This window comes from Aquabacterium sp. (assembly GCF_041909175.1).
Classification (GTDB): Bacteria; Pseudomonadota; Gammaproteobacteria; order Burkholderiales; family Burkholderiaceae_C; genus Aquabacterium.
The window spans coordinates 309,512-330,482 of record NZ_JAYRDZ010000004.1 but is presented as its reverse complement, the minus strand read 5'-3'; the positions used below and the strand labels follow the sequence as shown (position 1 = coordinate 330,482).

The following is a 20,971-nucleotide window of genomic DNA, read 5'->3' as shown; positions in this document are numbered from 1 at the left end:
AAATCCGGAGCTAAGGGGCGTGGGGGTGTCAGTTGGCAATGCTGCGCAGTGGCGAGCCACCCAACTCGATACCCAATGGACCGACACGCGGCAAGTTCTGTCGCACGGCGGTATCGCGCAACCAGGCTTCCACCTCGTGGGCCGGCATGGGACGGGCAAACAGGAAGCCCTGACAAATGTGGCACCCCAGGTTGTAGAGCACTTCCATCTGCGGGGCTTGTTCGACCCCTTCTGCAATCACGCGCAGGCCCAGGGCACGCGCGAGGGCGATGATGGCCGACACGACGGCGGAACTCTGCGGCGTGGTCCCGAGGTCTCGCACGAACGATCGGTCGATTTTCAGCTCGCTGATAGGCAGCGTGGTGAGGTAGGCCAGCGAGGAGTAACCGGTACCAAAGTCGTCGATCGAGATTTCGGTACCCAGTTGATTGAGCTTGATGAGCGAGGGCACGACACCTTGCAGGTCTTTCATCAGGCCGGTTTCGGTGATCTCCAGCTCGATGAAATGTGGTGCAACGCCCTCGTCACGCAAGAGGGTTTCAATGCGGTCGGCAAGGTCCGGTTGCTCGAACAGGCGGCTGGGCAGGTTGACGGCAATCGAGGAATCGAGCCCAAACAGGGTGTGCCAGCGCTTGGCCTGGCGCCCGGCCTCACGGATGGCCCACAGGCTCATGTCGTTGATCAGGCCGGTGGCTTCGGCCAGCGGGATGAAGTCGCCCGGCGGGATCACCCGACCATCGTGAATCCAGCGCATCAAGGCTTCGGCGCCGACCATGCGGCTGGTGCGCACGTCGATCTTGGGCTGGTAGTACAGCACCAGTTCATTGCGCTCCAGGGCCTTGTGCAAAGCGGTGTCCAGCTCAAGACGAACGCGGCCCTTGCTGGCCAGGTGCGGGTCATACAACTGGGCGGTGTTGCGGCCATGGGTCTTGGCCAGGTCCATGGCCACATCGGCGTTGCGCAACAGGTCGGCCACGGCCAGACCGTGCTCTGGGAACAGGGCGACCCCCACGCTGGCGGTGATGAAGCATTCCTGCCCACCCGCCATCATGGGCTCACGCAACACCGCCAGCAGGCGGCCTGCGGTGTCGATGGCCTCTTGTTCGTCTTCCACCTCGGGCAGCAGCACCACGAATTCGTCTGCACCGAGTCGGCCTACCGCTTCGAGTGTGCGGTGACCATGCTGGGCTGCGAGGTCCGCACCGCCATCCATCACTTGTTCGCAGTGCTTGACACAGTTGCGCAGGCGGCGGGCGACCTCGATGAGCAACTCGTCACCCGCGTGGTGCCCCAGGTTCTCGTTGATCACCTTGAAGCGATCGACCCCGATCTGGAGGATGGCCAAGCGGTGGTTGAGGCGCTTGGCATGCTCGATGGCCCGTTCACTGCGCCAAAAAATCTGGCGGCGGTTGGGCAGGCCGGTCAGCGTGTCGAAATTGGCCAGGTGGTTGATCTGGTCTTCTGCCACGCGGCGGTCTGTGACGTCCTGAACAATGCCGGTGTAGCCAATCAGCGCGGCCTGCTCGTTGAACTCTGGTTCGGCTTCGATGTGCAGGATGCGCTGACGACCATCGTTGAGTGTGACCTGGATGTCGTGGCACAGGACCGTGCCGTGGTGAATGACTTCGTGCAGGATGCGGATGAAACTGGGGCGGTCACCCGCAGCCATCATGCGCAGGATGCGGCGGATGCCGAGCTCGTCGCGGCCGCCCAGGCCAAAGACACGCAGACCTTCGTTCGAAAAGGTCATGTCCGTCAGGCCTTTGTGCCATTCGAAGCTGCCCATGCGGGCAAGGTCTTGGGCGCGGGCCAGCGTGGCCTTGCTTCGAACCAGTTCATCGCGGGTGCGGGCGGCTCGCAGCAGATAGCGCAGGCGACCTGCCAGCAGGCTCCACTGCGGACATTTGACAAAGAAATCCGTGGCGCCGACTTCGTAGGCGCGGGTGATGGAGGCCTCGTCGTCCAGGCCCGTGAGCATCAGCACAGGGATGGACTCATAGCCTGGCAGTTGCCTCAACTCCTGGCACGTGCTGAAGCCATCGAGCCCAGGCATGACCGCATCGAGCACAACCACATCGGGCAACCACTGGCTGATCAGCTGCAAGGCCTGTTCACCGGAGCTGGCTTCGGTGATCGCAAAGCCGCGTTCACGCAGGGCCACCGAAGTCAGCAGCAGGTTGACTTCGTCGTCATCAACCAGCAGCACTTTGGGCTGTGCTTCGTTCAGGGTGGTGACGGGCGCCAGCAAATTCATGCCTGAGCCTCCAGCAGCGAACGCAAACTGGAGACCGTCCGCTCCACTTCTGGGCGGATGGCCGACACCTGCTGACTCAGATCTTCACCGGTTTGACGCCTGATCATGGCCTCGATTTCGGCGCACATCTGCGACAACTTGAGCGCGCCGATGCTCGCTGAAGAAGATTTGAGGGTGTGCGCCACGTGGGCGATGCCTGCATGATCACCGATCTTGATGGCTTCGTCGAGCTGAGGCAGCATTCTTCCAACAGATGTCTCGAAAGCCTTGGAGACCCGTTCGATCAGGCGGTTTTCGCCCCGGGGGTCAAGGTCACGCAGGCGCTGCAGGGCATCTTTGTCCAGCACCCCAGCCCAGGCGTCTGCCTCGGGCTTGTTTGCGGGTGGCTCAACCCTGGTGTCGGCAGCGGCGTTGTCCGGCTGTGCGCTTGCTGCTGGTGCACTGTCTGGCGCGGTCAGCGCGTCCTGGCTGATATGCGTGTGTTCGACCAGAATCTTGAGCAACTGGCTTTGGCGGAAGGGTTTGGACAGGTAGTCGTCAAAACCCAGGCCGAGGAAGCGGTCTTCATCGCCTTCCAGCGCATTGGCCGTGACGGCAATCACGGGCGTATCGACCGGCGTGACAAAGGTGAAGCGGTTGCTGTTGCCACGTCTGAACCAGGTCAGCGCCTCGATGCCGTCCATGCCCGGCATCTGGATATCCATCAGAACCAGATCAAATGTTTGCTCGCCCAGTTTGCGCAGCCCTTCCAGCGCGGAGCTGGCCAGCCGCACCTCGCAGCCCAGGCGCCTCAGCATCTGGGTGCAGACCTCCTGGTTGACCGGGTTGTCTTCAACGACCAGAACCGATTTGTTGAGGCGACGTACTTCGCTCTGACCTTCGGTCCGCTCGCCTGATACGCCCAGGATGGCTTGACGCAACTCTGCCTTGCGAAGTGGTTTGGACACGAAGCGCTGGAAGCCGGCGTCTTGCGCCTTGCGCACATCGTCAGGTGAAGACACCGACGACAGCAGGATCATTTTCAGGTCAGGGCACGTGCCGCTGTCTCTCACGGCATGGGCCAGCGCGATGCCGTCCATCTCGGGCATCTGCATGTCAACCAGGGCTAGGTCGAATGTGCCGGCCTCATCCGGGTCGGTGGTCAGCAGCGCCAGTGCTTCGCGACCATTGCTGGCTTGTGAGACACGCATGCCCCACGCCGTCAGCATGTTCTCGATCACGGTGCGGTTCGTGTCGTTGTCGTCCACGACGAGCACATTGAGGGAGGGCATGCCTGGCTCTTCCAGCATGGCCATGTCGGCCTGCGTGTCGCCAATTCGAACAGGGATGCGGAACACGAATTCGGAGCCCACCCCCGGAGCACTGTGCGCTTCAATCTGCCCTCCCATCAATTCGACGAGTTGTTTCGAAATGGCGAGGCCCAGGCCGGTTCCACCATAGCGGCGAGCCATCCCGACATTGGCCTGTACGAAGGCACTGAAGAGCCGAGGGATGACGTCGGATGGAATGCCGATGCCCGTATCTCGAACCATGAATTCGAGGTCGATGGTCTGCGCGGTGCTGTGCGTGGGGCTGCCCACCCCTCGGCCTACCGCGCGGCGTATATCGACAACGATTTCGCCATGTTCTGTGAATTTGATGGCATTGGCAACCAGGTTTGTCAGGATTTGCCGCAATCTAAGGGGATCTCCGTGGATCACCGCAGGCAGGCCCGGTTGTTCCCGGAAGTTGAGTTCCAGACCTTTCTCGTGGGCACGGGGGGCCATCAACTCCAGCGTGTCTTCGACCAGCGTGCGCAGCACGAAGTCGCAGGTGGCCAGCTCCAGCCGGCCTGCCTCGATCTTGGCGAAGTCCAGGATGTCGTTGATGATCTCCAGCAGGCTTTCACCTGAACGGTAGACCGCCTGGGCAAACCGACGCTGCTTGTCATTGAGCTGGGTGCCCAGCAGCAACTCGGTCATCCCCAGGATGCCATTCATGGGGGTGCGGATTTCATGGCTCATATTGGCCATGAACTGGCTCTTGGCCTGGCTGGCCGCTTCGGCCATGTCGCGGGCGCGTTCGAGTTCCAGCGCCTGCCGGTGTTCATCGGTCACATCGGTGATCAGGCCGTAAATGCGGAAATGCCCGTTGGTGAGCTGCCGGGTGCGCGTGCGGTGGCGGAACCAGCGCAGGCCCTTTTGCGGGATTTGCAGGCGCAAGAGGGTATCGGTTGGCTCACCGGCCTTTTCGTGAAGTTCCTGTTCGGTGAATTTGGCCAGGTCCTCCGGCACGATCATGGACCTGACACGCTGCGGTTGCGTATGGATGTCGGCCGCAGACATGCCCAGCAGGGCGCTGGTGCGGGGGCTCAGATAAAGAAACCGCCGGCGGCCGGCCGTCGACACGTAGACCGCGTCATCCATGGATTCAACCAGTTCGCGGAAACGTCGCTCGGACTCTTCCAGATCAGCCTGAGCTTGACGCGATGCGGTGATGTCGCGCACCAGCGAGAGCAACAGGCGCGGGCGACCGTTGCTGTGACGCAAGGCAAAGTGACGGGCGTTGACCACCCGGGCGCCGTCGTCGGACTGCCAGTTGAAATCGTGCTCGATGGTCTGGCCCGACTCCAGTGCCTGCATCATGAAGGGAATGGACAGGTCCAGGACAGACGGCGCAAGCACCTGCCCGAGCGATTTGCCAATGACCAGATCACGCTGCAGCTTGAATTCGAGCTCGGTGTAGCGGTTGATCGCGACGACATGGAAATTGCTCGGGTCCAGCACGAAGAGGCTGACCGGCAGGTTGCCGAGCAAGGCTTCCAGGAACTCGCGCTCCTGTTCGCGCACATGTTCTTGTGCCTTGCGCCGGGACACATCGTTGAACAGGCAGACAAACTGGCTGCGCCCACCGGTTTCATCGAGCATTTGCAGTGCGTCGATCTCGCTCCAGTAGCGCGTGCGGATCTTGCCGGCTTCGCGCGTGGCCTCATAGGACAAGCGGAAGGGCACGCCTTGCGCCAGATGTTCTTCGAGCTCTTGCACGGCGGATGAGGCCATGTCGTCCTGGTTGAGCAGCTCGGTCAGTCGTCGCCCCAGCACGCGGTCTTCAGGCCAGCCGGTCAGTGCGATGAACGCCGAATTGACCCACTCGATGGTGCCCTGGCGATCGGTGATGGCAACCCCGCTGGTGATGCGCGATGCCACCAGTGCGAGTCGGCTGACATGTTCGGCGGAGTTGGCCATCAGCGCCTGGTTGGCGTCACGCTCAGCCACGAAGCTGAGCTGCAAGGCGGCCAGGCTCAGGACCTGATCGAGTCCGTCGGCCGTGAAAGTGGGGTCTGCGAATTCGAGCAAGGCCAGTGGACGGCCCTCTACGGCAACAGGCAAGGCCAGGACCTGCCGTGTCGTGGATGCGCGCCATGGGGTGGCTGCGGGATTCGCTGCGGAGCTGACCTGGGCGAGACAGTGTTTCAACGACCGCAGCGCCTGACCCAGGGGCTTGTCATCCCGGTGGGTTGCGGCAATGGCCGACACGTCGATGACGTCGCCCGCACGGCCGGTGTCGATCCAGGGTCGCAGCAGGGCGGTCTCACCATTCCAGCCATCGACGCGCAGGCAGATCCATGATCGCGAACCCAGGTGATGGTGCAGCGCCTGACCAACGCGTTGCAGCGCCTGTTCAATCGAGCCCGCCTGATAGGCGGCTTCGGCCAGGTCGTTGGCCAATTGAAGCCAGCGCGCGTTGTCACTGCCGGCCGGCGGCACCGCTGGGGAGTTTGATGACGGTTGGGCGTCTGCAGGAACGGTGGACGGGGGCTGGTCCGGCGCAGGTATGTTTTTTTGTCGCGCGGTCAACGCCATACCGACAGCGGCCCAGGCCGCCAATGTCAGCCCAAGCCCACTCCAGCCCCAACGCCAGGCCGCCAATCCAGTGACGATCAATGCAATCAGGCCAAGAAATACCGTCCAGGGTGAGCGCATGAAGTCCTTCTTGTGCGACATCGCCGGATAATCCTTGGGAAAGTCACGCCCCCATACGACTTCAAGCGGGGCATACTGTTTCTATTCGTTATCTATTGCACGGACTTTACAGGTTTCGTGAAATCCCTAGCCAGCAGAAGAAACCCCCTGCCAGCCTTCTTGCAACGATTTGAATGCCGGATTCCTTGAACTTTTCACACCAGACTGACCGGGTTTTCATGCCTCGGGTGCTGCTGCTGACATGGGGCGCAGCCGGTCTGGTGGTGCTTTTGGCCCTGATATGGCTATCCGCGCCTGTATGGGCCCATTCCCTGTTCCTGCTGATATGGGCCATGGTGTGGGGTGTGTGTATTTGGCGCGACACCGGCCTGCATGCTGTTCAGACGCCTGCATCCACCCCGCTGGTGGTGTCAGCAGAGTCAACAGAACTGTCTCCTGCAGACCACACTGAAACCTGTATGGCGATGAGCGAGGTCGATCAGGAGGCTTTGCGCTATGCCTTGTCTCACGATTTGCGCGCGCCGTTGCGGGTCGTCGATGGCTTCGCCCGCATCCTGAAGGAAGACTACGCGCGGTCACTCGACAAGATGGGCAATGACCACCTGGACCGGATTCTGGCGGCATCGTCTCGCATGAGCGGGATGATCGATGCGATCCTGGAACAGGCGCAGTTGTCCAGCGCGCCGTTGGCACGGCAATCAGTTGATCTCAGCGCCATGGCCCATGACGTGGCCGAAGAACTGCGCTCAGCTGGCGCGGCCGGGGTAGACGGCGTGTGTGTAGCCTGTGCCGCGCAGTTCGTGGTGGCCGAAGGGCTGTTTGCTGAGGGAGACCCTCAACTGCTGCGTCGCGTGCTGGAGAACCTGATGGGCAATGCCCTCAAGTACAGCGGCAAGGTGGACAGCCCTCGCATCGAAGTCGGGCAGATGCCTGCAACGAACCCCGCTGTCTATTTCGTGCGCGACAACGGTGCCGGCTTTGACATGCAGCATGCAGACAAGCTGTTCGGCCTGTTTCAGCGTTTGCACAGTGCACGTGAGTTCCCCGGTACGGGTGTAGGCCTGGCAGGCGTGAAGAACATCATCGCCCGTCATGGCGGGCGCGTGTGGGCGGAGGCCCAGGCAGGTCAGGGCGCGTGTTTCTACTTCACGCTCATCAGCGTGGCTGAGGCGCAACAGAAGCAGCGCGCAGGTGCTGCCAGGGCGGCTTGAACCGCCGGGCTTAGCTCAGCGGCCCCAGTCTCGACAGGATTTCCTGCGCTTCCAGCAATTGCGCGCACAGATCGGCAAGGGGCTTGCCTTCGTGGTGAGCCTGTTTTTGCAGGCGCTCAAGCGCTGGCTGGCGCCCCACAGAGTGGCGGTGCATCACGATGCCGACGGCAATCGCAATGGTTTGTTCGAGTGGTGGCGCTACGGTGGTCGTCGCCGGCGCTTCCGCTTCGACGGGCGGCTGTGTGCCGCTTGCCTGAACCAGCTTGCGACCGTTGGCGAAGGCCGCCTCGACGGCGGGCACGATCTGCTGAATATCGAGTGGCTTGACCAGATAGGTTACGGCCCCCAGGGCCTTGACCTGTGCAATCGTTGCATCATCTGAAAATGCCGACAGGAACATGAAGGGGATCTGGCAGTAATCGCGCAGATAAGCGGCCACGTCAAAACCGCTTTTCCCTTCCATCCGGATATCGAGCAAAGCCAGGTCAGGCTTGTGTTCCCGCGCCAGCAATATGGCGTCGTCCCCGTTATCGGCATCAATGACTTCATACCCAGCTTGCGACAACCCATGGGTCAGGGTCGCCAGAACGAGCCGGTCGTCATCCACTACCAGAATCTTGCCTTTTTGATTCACGTACATCCTCTCGGGGCAAACCCAGCCCTGAAACGCCAAAGCAGAAAGGCCTTTCTGTCTGTCATGGAACAACCAAGCCAGCTATCGACCATTTGTCGATATTCATTGCGGGGACGGGGGAACGAAGTATCTATTGTGGCCAAAGTGCGATCTGTTGACCAGAGGGGCGCTCCTGTGGTGGGGGCGCAATGGGCACCAAAGCGATGCCTGGAGGGGTCAATTCGATACGCGTCAGGACAAGTGGACCATCTTGCAGCATGGACAGCTTGGAACTGCGGCGTGGCAACAACGCTCTGACCAGGCCTAATCCGGACACGCCACCACGAACACGGTCCACGCTGAAGCCGTCGGTGAGTTGCCCGGGGTTGCGGATGTCGATGTTCACGCCTTGCTCGGTGCAGTGCACGGAACAGGTCAGTGGTTGCATGCCCTTGCCATGCTTGTGCGCGTTGGTGAGCAGTTCGTTGAGGCTCAAGGCGATGGGGATCGATTCCGCTTCCGGAAGCTGCCAGCAACCGGCGGTCGGCCCCTCGAAGGACAGCACGATCTGCCGGCCGAAGGTGCGCTGCACGGACTGGGCAATGGCTTCCACCACACTTTGCAGGTGCAGCGGCCCTGACGAGCCGACCTGCAGGCCATAGACCTGGGCAATGGCCTGCACCTGGCCAACCACTTCGGAAATGGCCGAGGCGACTTCGGGTTTGCGGGCGGCAATCTGCTGAAGCAGGCCAGCCACGCCCTGCAGGTTGTTCTTGATGCGGTGGTGCACTTCCTTCACCAGCATCTCGCGTTGGGTGATGGCTGCGTCGAGCCGCGCCTGTTCGGCCGCACGTTGCTCGGAGACGTCGGATGCAACCATCAACAACTGGTCGGCAGACTGATCTTCCCGCGACAAGGGCAGGTAGTTGACGTCCCAGACCTGGCTGTTGGCGCCTTGTGCGCTGCCGTATTCGCGGTGCAGTGGTGCGCCCGAGTCCAGCGAGAGCATCAGGTCGCTGCGGATGATGCGTGCGCGCTCGGCGTCGAGGAACATCTCCGGCGTCTTGAGCAGGGCATTGCTGGCTTCGGTGTTGATGAAGGCCGATGCCCCCTGGTTGGCCTGGATGACCCGCAGGGTGCGCGCATCGAACAGCATGATGGTCATGGGGGCCATCTCGATGATGCGCTGCAAGGTGGCCTGGGCTTCCGCAGAAAGCGCTTCGGCCTGGCGGCGCCGGTCGATGTCGAGCAGGGCGTAGGTGATCTGCCGCTCGTTCGCCCCGTTGAGCGTGACCACGGCATTGCCCACTACCCAGAACACGCGACCATCGCGCCCGACGACCTGGCACTCGAAAGTGTGGGATTGCCCATCCTGGAGGTCATCGAGGTAGTCGGTCATCCGGAATGGGTGATCAATGTCGGACGTGGCCACCGTGCTGAGCGGCAGGCCGACGAAGTCATTGAGGTCGCCCCCGAACATGCGGCGCGCCGAGCGGTTCATCCAGACGATGCCGTGGCTGTCGAGGGTGACGATGCCAACGAAGACCGAATCCAGGATGGCCCGGGTGCGCTCGGCCTGCAGGGTCAGGTTCTGTTCGGCACGGTGGCGGTCATCCACATTGACGAAGGAGACGATGAAGCCTTCTTCCGGTTGCACCTGGTTGACCAGGCGCAGATTGAGTTCGGCCCACAGGGGCATGCCGCGAGGGTGCCCCAGGGCGCGTTCGCCGTGCCAGATGCCGTGCTGGTGCAGGGCATCCATCATCTCGCTGGCGTCGGCTGCATGGTTGTCGCCGGCAAACAGGGAGGTCAGCGGGTGGCCCACGATGTCGTTCTGGCTGCGCTCCAGCAGGGTGGACAAGGCCGGGTTGGCGCTTTGAACCACGCCGTTGCGCACAAAGGCGATCCCGACGGCAGACAGGCTGAACATCAGGTCGCGGTCGCGGCCCAGGGCTTCCAGCTGGGCTTGTTGCGAGCGCATGCCCGTGATGTCGGACAGTACGGCAATCGTCTCGATCGGACCATGGGTGCTGCCAATGCGGCGAATGGACAAGGCGTACCAGCGGGTTGTCTGGTCCGGCAGGGTGATCTCGAGTTCGCTTTCGTACTGGCCCGAGCGCAGCAACTCCTGGTTGGACTGTGTCACCACGCGGTTGATGCGGGGGTCGCCAGCCAGCAGATCGTCAAGCGGCATGCCGGTGAGGCTGCCTGGCTTGAAGCCCAGCATGCGCTCGAAGCGTCGGTTGCAGCGCACCAGCACGTCGCCACGCTGGTAGGCGATACCGGCGGGACTGCTTTCGAGGATGGTGCTCAGTTCATGCAGGAGTTGCTCGGGCGCCTGATTGGGTTCGATGCCTTCCGGTGCCGATTTGTTGGCGATGGAGCAGAGATAGTGGGTAGAGCCTTCTGCAGAGGAGCTGACGTGCACGGTGGCGCACAGGTTGCCAGTCAGCTCGCGGTCTTCCACCCACAGGGGCGGTGACGTGGGGGTCAGTGACAGCAGGGTCAGCGGGGCATCCCAGCTGGTCAGTGTCTGTACCCGGGCCGACGCCATGTTGAGCGACATGCCCGTGGGCACGCGCTCGCCCAGCAGCCGATGGGAGGCGGGGTTGCTGCGCAGCACCCGGCCCCGTTCGTTGAACTCGATCAGTCCTTGAGGGATGAGGTCGAACCACGGATCATCGGCACTTTGGGGTGTCATGGGCAGAGAGCAGGCTTCAAGCGTCGGTTTTGGGAACCACGGTCACAGCCGGCATCTTGCCTGAATAATCCTTGGGAAGACGCGACACGCCCGCGGCCACGCGGATGGCCATGTCACGATACAACTGGGCGACACGGCTGTCAGGCTCGGCCACCATGGTGGGTTGACCTGCGTCAGCCTGCTGGCGGATCTTGAGATCCAGCGGCATGGAGCCCAGCACGGGCACACCACATTCCTCGGCGAGGCGCTTGCCGCCATCCTCACCGAAGATGTGCTCTTCGTGGCCGCAGTTCGGGCAATGGAAGGTGGCCATGTTTTCGATCACGCCGAGCACTGGCACGCTGACCTTCTCGAACATCTTCAGGCCCTTGCGGGCGTCGAGCAAGGCGATGTCCTGTGGTGTGGTTACCACCACGGCAGCTGTCAGCGGCGAGCGCTGGCACAGCGTCAGATGGATGTCGCCGGTTCCGGGTGGCATGTCGACGATCAGGTAGTCGAGCTGGCCTTCACTGTCACCCCAGTTGGTCTGGCGCATGAGTTGCTCCAGTGCCTGGGTGGCCATGGGGCCGCGCCAGATGGCCGGTGCGTTGTCGTCCATCAACAGGCCAATCGACATCATCTGGATGCCGTGGTTGCGCAAGGGCTCCATGCTTTTGCCGTCCGTGCTTTCAGGGCGGCCGCTCAACCCCATCAACAGCGGTTGGCTGGGACCGTAGATGTCGGCATCCAGCATGCCGACACGCGCACCCTCCGCAGCCAGGGCCAGCGCCAGGTTGACGGAGGTGGTGCTCTTGCCGACGCCGCCCTTGCCGGAGGCCACGGCCACCAGGTTCTTCACCCCCGGCAGCGGTGTTTGACCGCGGGTGACCGCATGCGCCACCACCTGGGTCGACCAGTTCACTTCCACCCCGGCAACGCCCGGCACGGTCTTCAGTGCCTGTTGGACGAGGGCGGTGTACTCCGGCCAGCGCGATTGGGCCGGATAGCCCAGGGCAATGTTCAGGATGGCGGTGTCGCCGCGGGTTTTGACCGCCTTCAGTTGACGGCCTGTCACCCAATCCACACCCGTGAGCGGGTCTTTGACGCCCTTGAGGGCGTCACGAATGGCGGAGTCGAGTTCGGGGGAGGCGTTGGCGGAGGTGGTCATGCGGGCCAGTGAGAGGAGACGTCGAAACATAGGCGGAGAAATCTTTCCAGACGATCAGTCTAGCGCGGCCTAAAATCGGGGACTTTCCCAAGTTCTTAGTGACCCTATGCCACGTCAGCTCTTCGTCACCACCGCATTGCCCTATGCCAACGGCCATTTCCACGTTGGCCACATCATGGAATACATCCAGGCCGACATCTGGGTGCGTTATCAGCGTTCCCAGGGCAATCAGGTGCATTTCGTGGGGGCTGACGATGCCCACGGTGCGCCCATCATGATCGCGGCCGAGAAGGCCGGCAAGACCCCTCAGCAGTTTGTGGCCGACATCGCCGCAGGCCGCAAGCCTTATCTGGATGGTTTTCACATCAGCTTTGACCACTGGTCCTGCACCGACAGCCCGGAAAACCACCAGCTGGCGCAAGACATTTACCGGGCACTGCGTGACCAGGGGTTGATCGAGGTCCGCCCCATCGAGCAGTTCTTCGACCCTGAAAAGTCGATGTTCCTGCCAGACCGCTTCATCAAGGGCGAGTGCCCCAAGTGCGGCGCCAAGGACCAGTATGGTGATTCCTGCGAAGTGTGTGGCGCGGTTTATTCGCCTACAGAGTTGAAGAGCCCTTACTCGGCCCTGAGTGGCGCGACACCGGTGCTGCGCACCAGTGATCACTATTTCTTCAAGCTGTCTGACCCGCGTTGTGCTGATTTCCTGCAGGCCTGGACCCAGGATGGCAAGCTGCAGTCCGAGGTGGGCAACAAGATCCGCGAGTGGTTCACCAAGGACGAAAACGGCGAGGGAGGCCTGGGTGACTGGGACATCAGCCGTGATGCGCCTTACTTCGGCATTGAAATTCCGGATGCGCCTGGCAAGTATTTCTATGTGTGGCTGGATGCCCCCATTGGCTACCTGGCTTCGCTCAAGAGCTATTTCGCCCATGGAGGCCCGAAGGCCCGGTACGGCGAAAGCCGCAGCTTCGAAGAGTTCATGGCCGACCCGAGCGTTGAGCAGGTGCACTTCATTGGCAAGGACATCACCTATTTCCACACCTTGTTCTGGCCGGCCATGCTGAAGTTCAGCGGCCGCAAGTTGCCCAACCAGATCAATGTGCACGGTTTCATCACCGTCAGTGGCGAAAAGATGAGCAAGAGCCGCGGCACCGGCATCGACCCGCTCAAGTACCTGAGCCTGGGCATGAATGCCGAGTGGCTGCGCTACTACATCGCGGCCAAGCTCAACAGCCGTGTCGAAGACGTCGATTTCAACCCGGAAGACTTCATGGCGCGGGTCAACAGCGACCTGGTCGGCAAGTATGTGAACATCGCCAGCCGCTGCTCCACTTTCGTCCACCGCTACTTCGAAGGTGCCCTGGCCGAGTTGGGAGCAGGCGATGCCGGCAAGCTGCAGGAAATGATCCCGCTGCAGGCTGTGATCAGCCGTGAAGCGGCCATTTCCGACGCCATCGAAAAGCGCGAATACGGCAAGGCTGTGCGCGACATCATGGCGGCGGCTGATGAAATCAACCAGTACTTCGATACGGCCAAGCCGTGGGAACTGGCCAAGGACAGCAGCCAGCATGTGGCCAACAGCCAGTTGCACGAGGTGCTGTCGGCCTGCCTGGAAGGCTTCAAGTACCTGACGCTGTTCCTCAGCCCGATCCTGCCGGAAGTGACCCGTCGTGCATTCGACTTCCTGGGCTTCGATGGCCCGCTGAGCTGGGGTGAGCGCGCTCGCCCGGTGACGACCATCCGCAAGTACGAGCACCTGATGACCCGCGTCGACCCCAAGATGCTCGATGCGCTGTTCGAGCCGCCCGCACCGCCGGTGGTCGAGGCGCCGAAGCCGGGTGGCGAAGAGATTGCACCCACCATCACCATCGATGACTTCGTGAAGGTGGACCTGCGCATTGCCAAGATCGTCAACGCCGAGCACGTGGAAGGCAGCACCAAGCTGTTGCGCCTGACGCTCGATGTGGGCGAGGGGCGCACGCGCAATGTCTTCAGCGGCATCAAGGAGGCCTACAAGCCCGAAGACCTGGTGGGCAAGTTCACCGTGATGGTGGCCAACCTGGCACCGCGCAAGATGAAGTTCGGTGTGAGCGAAGGCATGGTGCTGGCGGCATCGCATGCCGATGAGAAGGCCAACCCCGGCATCTATGTGCTGGAACCCTTCCCGGGTGCACAGCCCGGCATGCGGGTGCGCTGAGCTCAGGTGGCCCGGTCAGTTGACCGGGCCTGTTGACGCCGTTCTTACCAGGGCGAGCGGGTCTTGCGCCAGATCTTGAGCTCCTGGCGGGCCGCTTCGATGTGGGCGCCGCGACGGGCCTGCAGCCATCCCAGACCAAACCAGGCGCGAGGGTCGTGTGCCGTGGCTTCGCGGTAGCGGTGTGCCGCACTGACCTCGTCCTGCAAGGCCCCCAGAGCACTCAGTACAGCCTTGAGCTGTTTCAGATAGGTATCGCGCCCCGGGCGCTTGTCCAGCAGCGGGGCGTAGAGGTCCATGGCGTAGCGCAGGCGTTTGCATTGCTTGCGCACGCGGTGACGGGCTTCGTCCGTCTGGTTGCGAAAGCCTTTGCTCAGGTTCAACGCGTGCTGGTGCCAGCGCTTGAGCTGTGCCTGCAGGACGGGCCGATACAGTTGCATGGCCGGGCCGGATGTGGCGGGCGGGGCCAGCAGTGCAGCCAGCAGGTCAAGGCACAGGTGCGTGGCTTCCGGAGAGCGGGCCAGCGACACGGGGTCGGCAGGCGCTTCGCCGCCCGGCAGCGGCATGTCAGGGCCGCCCAGCATGGTCAGCATGGGCGGGATCCAGCCGAGCACATCGGCATCGCGCCAGTAGCCCAGCTTGCGGAACAGGTCGACCGCATTGGCCATGGCTTCCTGAGGGAAGGGCAGGTCTTCACCAGCCAGCAGGCTTCCCAGGCTGCGAAGACGACGCAGGCCCACGCGCAATTGATAGAGCGACGGGCTGGTGTCGAGCGGCGCTGTCGCCAGCTCGCTCAGGTTGGCGGTGATCTGTTCCAGGCAGCTCTCGACTCCGGCACGCCAGGCTTGATCGAGTGTGGCGCTGGTGTCCAGGCGGGCGGGGCGAGCCTTCAGTGACACACCGCCTTGGGGCGTGTCCGGTGCCGCAGCGCGGCGCGCCAGGCGATCGCCTCTGTGGGCTTTGGTCTGCGTGTCCAGCCACAGGCCGTGGCGATCGACCCAGTCACGGCCGGCTTCGATCACGGCCATGGGGTGGCCCTCGATGAGCTCGATTTCAAGTTCCTGCACGGGGATGCTGAGTCCGCCCGCACGGATCTCGCCCAGGTCCAGCGCAACCTCGATCACCCCTGCGTGAGGGGTGCCGGTGCCCACTGCCAGCCGCACGGTCTGGCGCCAGATGTCGGTGCGATACAGCTCGGTCAGGCCCAGCTTGCTGCCTTGCGGGTCAAGCGCGGCGTCCCAGGTCAGGGCTTGTTGCAGCGGTGCCTGCGCTGGGGTGTTCAGGTGCAGGCTGAGGTCGGCCTTGGCGGCCTGACCCTTGGCCACGGCTTTGGCCGGCTGGTTGTCCTCCACGCGCATCATCGTGTTGCTGCCGCCGGCCTTGAGGGTCTGCACCCATTTGCGGCCTTCCTTGCGGACGCGCAGCGCCATGCGGGCCTGTGCCAGGCGGCGATCCGGCGTGTCCATGTAATAGGCCTGCAGGCGTTCGCGATGGTGGTCGGCACGCGCCTTCAATTCGGCCTCGACAGCCGTCAGTGCGCTGTCGGGAATCTGGAATTTCAGTTCAATTTCATGCATGGCATGCATTGTGGCGTCTGTCCGTGACAGCGCGGGGCGCCCAGGTCCGATAAAATGCATGGTTTCGATTCATTCTTTAGGACGCAGCCATGCCGCTTTTCTGGAAGCCTTACAAGTCCGATGCGACCCAGTTCATCGACAGCCTCAAGCAGCGTGATCCTCAACTGGAAGCGCGCCAGCGTGAAGGCCGTGCGCTGCTGTGGGACAAAGATCTGGACCGCGACGATCAGGCCGGTTTCAAGGCTGCGCGTGTGCCGCAGCAGGCTTACGTCTATCAGACCAAGGGCGACTGAGCCCGTCCGTGCAGCCTGAAAGGCGCATGTGAGCGAACAGGAGCTCGACGAAAACCGCCTGCCCGAGGTCGTTGACCACGTGGCAGTGGCGCGCCTGTATGGCGAGCCCCTGTTTGCGCTTCCGCAGGATCTCTACATCCCGCCGGATGCCCTGGAGGTGTTCCTCGAAACCTTCGAAGGCCCTCTGGATCTGCTGCTCTACCTGATTCGCAAGCAGAACTTCAACATCCTCGATATCCCGCTGGCTGATGTCACCCGGCAGTATCTGACCTACGTCGACCAGATCCGCAAGCACAATCTGGAGCTGGCCTCCGAGTACCTGCTCATGGCGGCGATGCTCATCGAGATCAAGTCGCGTATGTTGTTGCCGCCCAAGAAGACAGACAACGGCGAAGAGGCGGAAGACCCGCGTGCCGAGCTGGTGCGCCGACTGATCGAATACGAGCGCATCAAGCTCGCGGCAGCCAAGCTCAACAATCAACCGCTGTTGGGGCGTGATTTCCTGCGCGTGCAAGTGCACAACGACCCCACGGAGCGGGTGCGCCACCCCGATGTCAGCCTGGTTGACCTGCGCGAGGCCTGGGCCGATATCCTCAAACGGGCGCGCCTGCACACCCATCACACCATCACCCGTGAAGAGTTGTCGGTACGGGAGTACATGGGCAATGTGCTGCGGCTGTTGCAAGGCAAGCGCTTTGTCGAGTTCGAAGACCTGTTCGATGTCACCCGGGGCCCTCAGGTCCTGGTGGTGACCTTCATCGCCATGCTGGAGCTGGCCCGCGAGCGCTTGCTCGAGGTGACACAGGCAGAGGCCTTTGCCCCCATTTACGTCCGGCTCGCTTACACCCCGGCGTGACGGGCTTTTCAGCTGGGCCTAGAATCGCGCGACTTCGGCTTTGTTTCAGGCTGTCATGACTACAACGACCCCCGCAAACCCTGATCGCAAGCCCATGACGTTGCATCGCCTGAGGGAGATGCATGCCAAGGGCGAGAAGATTTCGATGCTCACCGCCTATGACGCGGCATTTGCCCGTCTGGTGGACGATGCAGGCGTCGACACCATCCTGGTGGGGGACTCGCTGGGCATGCTGGTGCAGGGCCACGGCAGCACCTTGCCGGTCACGGTCGACGACGTGGTCTACCACACACGTTGTGTGGCGCGTGGCAACCGTTACGCCTGGGTTGTGAGTGATCTGCCATTTGGCAGCTACCAGGAAAGCCGCGAACAGGCCCTGCGCTCGTGCGTGGCCCTGATGCAGGCCGGTGCGCAGATGATCAAACTGGAAGGCGGTGGCTGGACACCGGAGACCGTGCACTTCCTGACCGAGCGCGGCATCCCGGTGTGCGCCCATCTGGGGCTGACACCGCAGAGCGTGCATGCGCTGGGCGGTTACCGCATCCAGGGCCGGGACCAGGCCGGAGCCGACACGCTGCGTCGCCACGCCCGCGAGCTGGCTGAAGCCGGTGCGGCCATGATGGTGCTGGAGCTCATGCCTTCCGACGTAGCTGCGCTGGTGCAGGCCGACAACCCGGGCATGATGACCATTGGCATCGGCGCAGGCGCCCGTACAGCAGGCCAGGTGCTGGTGCTGCATGACATGCTCAACATCACGCGCGGCCGTCTGCCGCGTTTCGTCCGCAACTTCACGCTGGAAGGCGGCTCCATCGAGGATGCCGTGCGCCGCTATGTGGCTGCGGTCAAGGACGGCAGCTTCCCGGACGAAGCTGTCCACGGATACTGACGCTCTCTCACCATGAAAACGATCCATACGATTGCCGAGCTGCGCGAGACGCTGGCTGGCTACCCCTCGGCCCCTGTGTTTGTGCCCACCATGGGCAATCTGCATGATGGTCACCTAGCGCTGATTCGCCAGGCACGCGGGCTGGCGGACGAGGCTGGCGCCGGTCGCAGCCCGGTGGTGTCCAGCATCTTCGTCAATCGGCTGCAGTTTGGTCCGAACGAGGATTTTGATCGCTACCCCCGCACGCTCGAGCGTGATGCGGGCCTGCTGGCTGGTGCCGGCTGCGACATCCTGTTCGCGCCTGACGAGGCCGAGCTCTACCCCGAGCCGCAGGGCTACACGGTGGTGCCACCGGATGGCCTCGCCAAGCTGCTGGAAGGTGAGTTCCGCCCAGGCTTTTTCACGGGCGTGTGCACGGTGGTGGCCAAGCTGTTCAACATCGTGCAGCCACGTGCCGCGGTGTTCGGCAAGAAGGACTACCAGCAGCTGATGGTCATCCGAGGCATGGTGCGTCAGATGGCCATGCCGATTCAGATCGTGCCGGGCGATACCGCGCGTGCCGCTGACGGGCTGGCGCTGTCATCCCGCAATGGCTACCTGAGCGAGTCCGAGCGCGCCGAAGCGGTTCAGCTGTCCGGTGTGCTCAAGCAGGTTCAGGCTGATGTGAAGGCTGCTCGCCAGCAGGGGCAGGGCACCTTGGCCGATATCGATCGCCGTGCCCAGGACACCTTGCGCCAGTGCGGCTGGTTGCCCGATTACGTCTCTGTGAGGCGCCAGGCTGACCTGCTGCCCCCTACGGCAGAGCAACTGCTTGGCCAGGAGCCTTTGGTGGTGCTGGCCGCGGCCAAGCTGGGCGCGACCCGGCTCATCGATAACCTCGAAATCTGAGCCAGTTCAGTCTGGCTGGCCTTACACCAGGCCTGCCTGCGTGAGCCAGGCCAGGAAAACCGTCTGAGCGGCATCACGCAGCTGCTCGCCCCATTGACGGGTGTCGTGCCGAAGCTGCTGCAGATCCACCCCTGCAGCGCTCAACTCGCCTGTGTGGCCGATCAGCCAGCGTTCAATCTGCTTGCCATCGACTTCGAGGTGGCATTGCAGGCCAAGCGCGTGCTGTCCGATGCTGAAGACCTGGTTTTTCACCCGCCGGGTGGACGCCAGCAAGGTGGCACCGTCTGGCAGATCGAACGTGTCACCGTGCCAGTGCAGCACCTGCCACTGGGCACTGCCCAGGGCTTGCAGCACCGATGACGCACCGGCGTCGGTCGGAATCAGCGGTTCCCAGCCAATTTCCTTGGCTGGCCCCGGGTAGACACGCTCCCCACTGGCAGCCGCCATCATCTGCGCCCCCAGGCAGATTCCCACCATGGGGCGTTGTGCTTGCAGGCGTGCCTTTACCAGCGCCAGTTCATCCGAGATGAAGGGGTAGCGATCCGCTTCATACACCCCGATCGGGCCGCCCAGCACGACCACCAAATCTGCTTCTGCCCATTCCTTGGCAGCGCGCTCGGTGCTGAGATCATCGACGCCCGCCTGGCGGTAATGGATGTGAAAGCCGGCCTGCCTCAGTACGGGCTCCAGCGTGCCAAGGTCTTCAAAACTGAGGTGCTGCAAGGCCAGGCAGGTACGGCTCATGGTGGCGTCCTTGATGATGCGTTGGAATAGGCTTCAGCGTACCCCAAACGCCCCCAGGTCCATGCTGGTACCCTTTACTTGACGTTGGCGCAGCTGTCCCAAGGGGGTGTATTCAAAGCCGGGCGGGGAGCCGGCACCGGTGGGCCCCAAGGGCATCCCTGCCAGTACACCGATGGCACCACGCTGCGCGCTGGCACCTGATTCGAGCGGTCTCAGCCGGGCATCCAGCCCAGGTTGCTCACCTTCGATGGGCGGAACCAGGATTTTGAGCGTGACGCTGCTGCCTCGTTGAGCCGGCAGCCAGCCATCACTGATCCAGTTAGGGCCTTGCAACTCGATGCGGCCATGCTTGTAACCTAGCGCCAAAGGGGCGTTGCCTGCACGCCAGAAGATGTTTTGCCGCACATCTACCTTCTGTTCATCCGATGGCATATCAAAAACATAGAACACACCGGCCTGATCCTTGTTGCCAACCAACACCACGGTGTTGTTGTAGAAGTACAGCGTGCCATGTCGATACTGTGACTCATTGAGATCGCCGCCCCAGTGAATCAGCAAGGTGGAAGAGCGCCCGGGGTTGTACATGTCACTGACGATCAGGTTGCCGTATACCCAGGCGAGGTGGTAGTCGGGCTCCTTGGCGACCGTGTTGCCGCCGCCGTCGGTTTCCACCAGATCGATGGCACGTGCTGCTGCCACGATGTGGTTGTAGCGGATGACCGTGCCACTGCTGCGGTCCTTGAGGGATGAGCCTGTGGCACCAGGCACCAACTGGCCAATGAAATTGCCTTCATAGATGGCGCCAGCCGCCTGTACATACACGTTGTGTTCGAAAAAGCTGCCACTGACACCGTTGAGGTGAATCAGATTGCCGCGCAGCGTGACCTGTCTGCTGGTCATCGACTCCTGGTCTTCGCGGGTGTTCACGAAGATGCCGTTGTCATTGCCCGTGACCTCGCAGTTTTCCACCAGCAGGTGGTCCACGATGGAGGCATGGATGCCCGCCGCGCCCTTGGTGAAGGCCAGGCGCTCATTGGTGTCGCTGATGTAGTGCTGTGCTGAACTGGCACCGCTGATCTTCAACCCCTGAATGGTGATGTAGCGCGGTCGCTGCTCGACTGGTGCGCCGTAGGCAGGCGCGATGAAGACCGTGCCGAGCCCGGCGGTCGCAGGGTTGAGCACCCGGGCCTTGGATGCATCGTGAACCAGTGGAGCTTCTTCGCCTGTGACGGTTGGACGCAGGCATTGAGGGTTGCTCACCCCGTTGATGATGACTGGCGCACCAGGTTTGCCCTGTGCGCGCAACACGATGCGACTGCGATAGGGCTCGGGGCGGTAATGGACATTGACCACATCGCCGGCTTCCAGTGAGAGCCACGGTACGTCCTGAAGATCGGTATAGGTCCGGCCAGGGCCGACGTCGTAGGTGGTGTGGCTGCCTCGAAGTGCCTGAGTACAAGGGCTGGCAGCACTGCCAGTCTGCCCCGGTTGCCAGCTTGCGTTCAGGGTCTGGAGCGGGTCAGCTGTGATGCGCCCCTCCGAACAGGCAGACGACCACATGACCACCAGCGTCAGCGCAAGTCGGCCAGCATGGCGGAACCATGATCCAACGGGGTGCAAGCGGGCGGAGGGGAGGGGCATA

Annotated in this window: 14 protein-coding genes; 6 read left to right on the top strand and 8 right to left on the bottom strand. The window is 62.6% G+C overall.

Annotation, left to right across the window (positions count from 1 at the left end):
• Positions 1-28 precede the first annotated feature (28 nt).
• Positions 29-2,254, bottom strand: a complete 2,226-nt coding sequence (locus ACE3PH_RS08375) for a putative bifunctional diguanylate cyclase/phosphodiesterase (RefSeq protein WP_374317802.1) — start codon at positions 2,252-2,254, stop codon at positions 29-31.
• Positions 2,251-6,237 (bottom strand): response regulator, encoded by a 3,987-nt coding sequence (locus ACE3PH_RS08370; RefSeq protein WP_374317800.1) that lies wholly within the window; start codon positions 6,235-6,237, stop codon positions 2,251-2,253. The genes ACE3PH_RS08375 and ACE3PH_RS08370 overlap by 4 nt, the downstream gene beginning before the upstream one ends.
• A 164-nt stretch (positions 6,238-6,401) precedes the next feature.
• Between ACE3PH_RS08370 and ACE3PH_RS08365 the strand changes: the two genes are divergently transcribed.
• On the top strand, positions 6,402-7,427 hold the full coding sequence (locus ACE3PH_RS08365; protein ID WP_374317798.1) for an ATP-binding protein: 1,026 nt from the start codon (positions 6,402-6,404) through the stop codon (positions 7,425-7,427).
• A 10-nt stretch (positions 7,428-7,437) separates the two neighbouring features.
• On the opposite strand, the gene ACE3PH_RS08360 is transcribed toward ACE3PH_RS08365, so the two are convergent.
• From ACE3PH_RS08360 to apbC, 3 genes are read right to left on the bottom strand one after another with little or no spacing between them, the layout of a single operon-like run.
• The gene (locus ACE3PH_RS08360) at positions 7,438-8,133 is read right to left on the bottom strand and encodes an ANTAR domain-containing response regulator (RefSeq protein WP_374317796.1); all 696 of its coding nucleotides are present in this window, start codon (positions 8,131-8,133) and stop codon (positions 7,438-7,440) included.
• Positions 8,134-8,191: 58 nt separating this feature from the next.
• Positions 8,192-10,741, bottom strand: coding sequence for a PAS domain S-box protein (locus tag ACE3PH_RS08355; RefSeq protein WP_374317794.1), 2,550 nt, complete (start codon positions 10,739-10,741; stop codon positions 8,192-8,194).
• Between the two features lie 16 nt (positions 10,742-10,757).
• Entirely contained in the window at positions 10,758-11,888 is a 1,131-nt protein-coding gene (gene apbC / locus ACE3PH_RS08350; RefSeq protein WP_374317842.1) for an iron-sulfur cluster carrier protein ApbC, read from the bottom strand.
• A 106-nt stretch (positions 11,889-11,994) separates the two neighbouring features.
• Here apbC and metG point away from each other — a divergent pair, with 106 nt between their 5' ends.
• Positions 11,995-14,088: a methionine--tRNA ligase gene (metG, locus tag ACE3PH_RS08345; protein ID WP_374317792.1), complete on the top strand. Its 2,094-nt coding sequence runs from the start codon at positions 11,995-11,997 to the stop codon at positions 14,086-14,088.
• 44 nt (positions 14,089-14,132) lie between these two features.
• Here the strand turns inward: metG and ACE3PH_RS08340 are convergent, their stop codons facing one another.
• Complete coding sequence (locus ACE3PH_RS08340; RefSeq protein ID WP_374317790.1) at positions 14,133-15,662, bottom strand: CHAD domain-containing protein; 1,530 nt, start codon at positions 15,660-15,662, stop codon at positions 14,133-14,135.
• An 89-nt stretch (positions 15,663-15,751) separates the two neighbouring features.
• Here ACE3PH_RS08340 and ACE3PH_RS08335 point away from each other — a divergent pair, with 89 nt between their 5' ends.
• The 4 genes from ACE3PH_RS08335 to panC all read left to right on the top strand — a co-directional run bounded on the left by ACE3PH_RS08335 (position 15,752) and on the right by panC (position 18,585).
• A complete protein-coding gene (locus ACE3PH_RS08335) occupies positions 15,752-15,955 on the top strand; it encodes a DUF3460 family protein (RefSeq protein WP_374317788.1) in 204 nt (67 codons plus the stop codon).
• Positions 15,956-15,983: 28 nt separating this feature from the next.
• Positions 15,984-16,811: a ScpA family protein gene (locus tag ACE3PH_RS08330; RefSeq protein WP_374317786.1), complete on the top strand. Its 828-nt coding sequence runs from the start codon at positions 15,984-15,986 to the stop codon at positions 16,809-16,811.
• A 94-nt stretch (positions 16,812-16,905) separates the two neighbouring features.
• The gene (gene panB / locus ACE3PH_RS08325) at positions 16,906-17,697 is read left to right on the top strand and encodes a 3-methyl-2-oxobutanoate hydroxymethyltransferase (RefSeq protein ID WP_374317784.1); all 792 of its coding nucleotides are present in this window, start codon (positions 16,906-16,908) and stop codon (positions 17,695-17,697) included.
• Between the two features lie 12 nt (positions 17,698-17,709).
• Positions 17,710-18,585 carry a pantoate--beta-alanine ligase gene (panC, locus tag ACE3PH_RS08320; protein ID WP_374317782.1) on the top strand — a complete coding sequence of 292 codons (876 nt, stop codon included), beginning with the start codon at positions 17,710-17,712 and terminating at the stop codon, positions 18,583-18,585.
• A gap of 21 nt (positions 18,586-18,606) precedes the next feature.
• Here the strand turns inward: panC and ACE3PH_RS08315 are convergent, their stop codons facing one another.
• Together ACE3PH_RS08315 and ACE3PH_RS08310 are read right to left on the bottom strand one after the other, a co-directional pair.
• On the bottom strand, positions 18,607-19,329 hold the full coding sequence (locus tag ACE3PH_RS08315) for a glutamine amidotransferase (RefSeq protein ID WP_374317780.1): 723 nt from the start codon (positions 19,327-19,329) through the stop codon (positions 18,607-18,609).
• Positions 19,330-19,362: 33 nt separating this feature from the next.
• A complete protein-coding gene (locus ACE3PH_RS08310; RefSeq protein ID WP_374317778.1) occupies positions 19,363-20,970 on the bottom strand; it encodes a hypothetical protein in 1,608 nt (535 codons plus the stop codon).
• Position 20,971 lies beyond the last annotated feature (1 nt).

Excerpts from the sequence above, each read along its gene's own strand:
- ACE3PH_RS08375 (WP_374317802.1), bottom strand. The coding sequence starts at position 2,254 with ATGAATTTGCTGGCGCCCGTCACCACCCTGAACGAAGCACAGCCCAAA.
- ACE3PH_RS08370 (WP_374317800.1), bottom strand. The coding sequence starts at position 6,237 with ATGTCGCACAAGAAGGACTTCATGCGCTCACCCTGGACGGTATTTCTT.
- ACE3PH_RS08355 (WP_374317794.1), bottom strand. The coding sequence starts at position 10,741 with ATGACACCCCAAAGTGCCGATGATCCGTGGTTCGACCTCATCCCTCAA.
- apbC (WP_374317842.1), bottom strand. The coding sequence starts at position 11,888 with ATGACCACCTCCGCCAACGCCTCCCCCGAACTCGACTCCGCCATTCGT.
- metG (WP_374317792.1), top strand. The coding sequence starts at position 11,995 with ATGCCACGTCAGCTCTTCGTCACCACCGCATTGCCCTATGCCAACGGC.
- ACE3PH_RS08340 (WP_374317790.1), bottom strand. The coding sequence starts at position 15,662 with ATGCATGAAATTGAACTGAAATTCCAGATTCCCGACAGCGCACTGACG.
- ACE3PH_RS08335 (WP_374317788.1), top strand. The coding sequence starts at position 15,752 with ATGCCGCTTTTCTGGAAGCCTTACAAGTCCGATGCGACCCAGTTCATC.
- panB (WP_374317784.1), top strand. The coding sequence starts at position 16,906 with ATGACGTTGCATCGCCTGAGGGAGATGCATGCCAAGGGCGAGAAGATT.
- panC (WP_374317782.1), top strand. The coding sequence starts at position 17,710 with ATGAAAACGATCCATACGATTGCCGAGCTGCGCGAGACGCTGGCTGGC.
- ACE3PH_RS08315 (WP_374317780.1), bottom strand. The coding sequence starts at position 19,329 with ATGAGCCGTACCTGCCTGGCCTTGCAGCACCTCAGTTTTGAAGACCTT.
- ACE3PH_RS08310 (WP_374317778.1), bottom strand. The coding sequence starts at position 20,970 with ATGCCCCTCCCCTCCGCCCGCTTGCACCCCGTTGGATCATGGTTCCGC.